The sequence below is a fragment of the Scytonema hofmannii PCC 7110 genome (assembly GCF_000346485.2).
In the GTDB taxonomy this organism is placed as follows: Bacteria; Cyanobacteriota; Cyanobacteriia; order Cyanobacteriales; family Nostocaceae; genus Scytonema; species Scytonema hofmannii.
Genome location: NZ_KQ976389.1, coordinates 1 through 335 on the forward strand (window position 1 = coordinate 1; position 335 = coordinate 335).

1 protein-coding gene is annotated in these 335 nt (G+C 34.3%); it reads left to right on the plus strand.

The features are described 5' to 3' along the window. Positions 1-97: 97 nt before the first annotated feature. On the plus strand, positions 98-335 hold a 238-nt coding region (locus WA1_RS52005), incomplete at its 3' end, for a transposase (protein ID WP_201789272.1).

A 335-nucleotide genomic window follows, 5' to 3' on the forward strand; every position in this document is an offset into this window, starting at 1 on the left:
CTACAACAGGTTTATCGAACTTCAACAAAGATGTTTTGTTGTTTTTGCCTTATTTTTAAAAGAAAAATGCCTGGGAAAATGTACAGGAATCAGCTTTATGGACAGTACAACTTTGAAAGTTTGCAGAAACCAAAGAATACATAATCATAAAGTTTTCAAAGGTTTGGCAGAGCGCGGAAAATCCTCAATGGGTTGGTTTTACGGTTTCAAACTGCATCTGATATGCAATGAAAAAGGCGAACTTTTATCTTTTTATGTAACGAAAGGAAATGTGGACGATAGAAATCCAAAACATATCAAGAAGATGACCAAGCAACTGTTTGGAAAATTGTTTG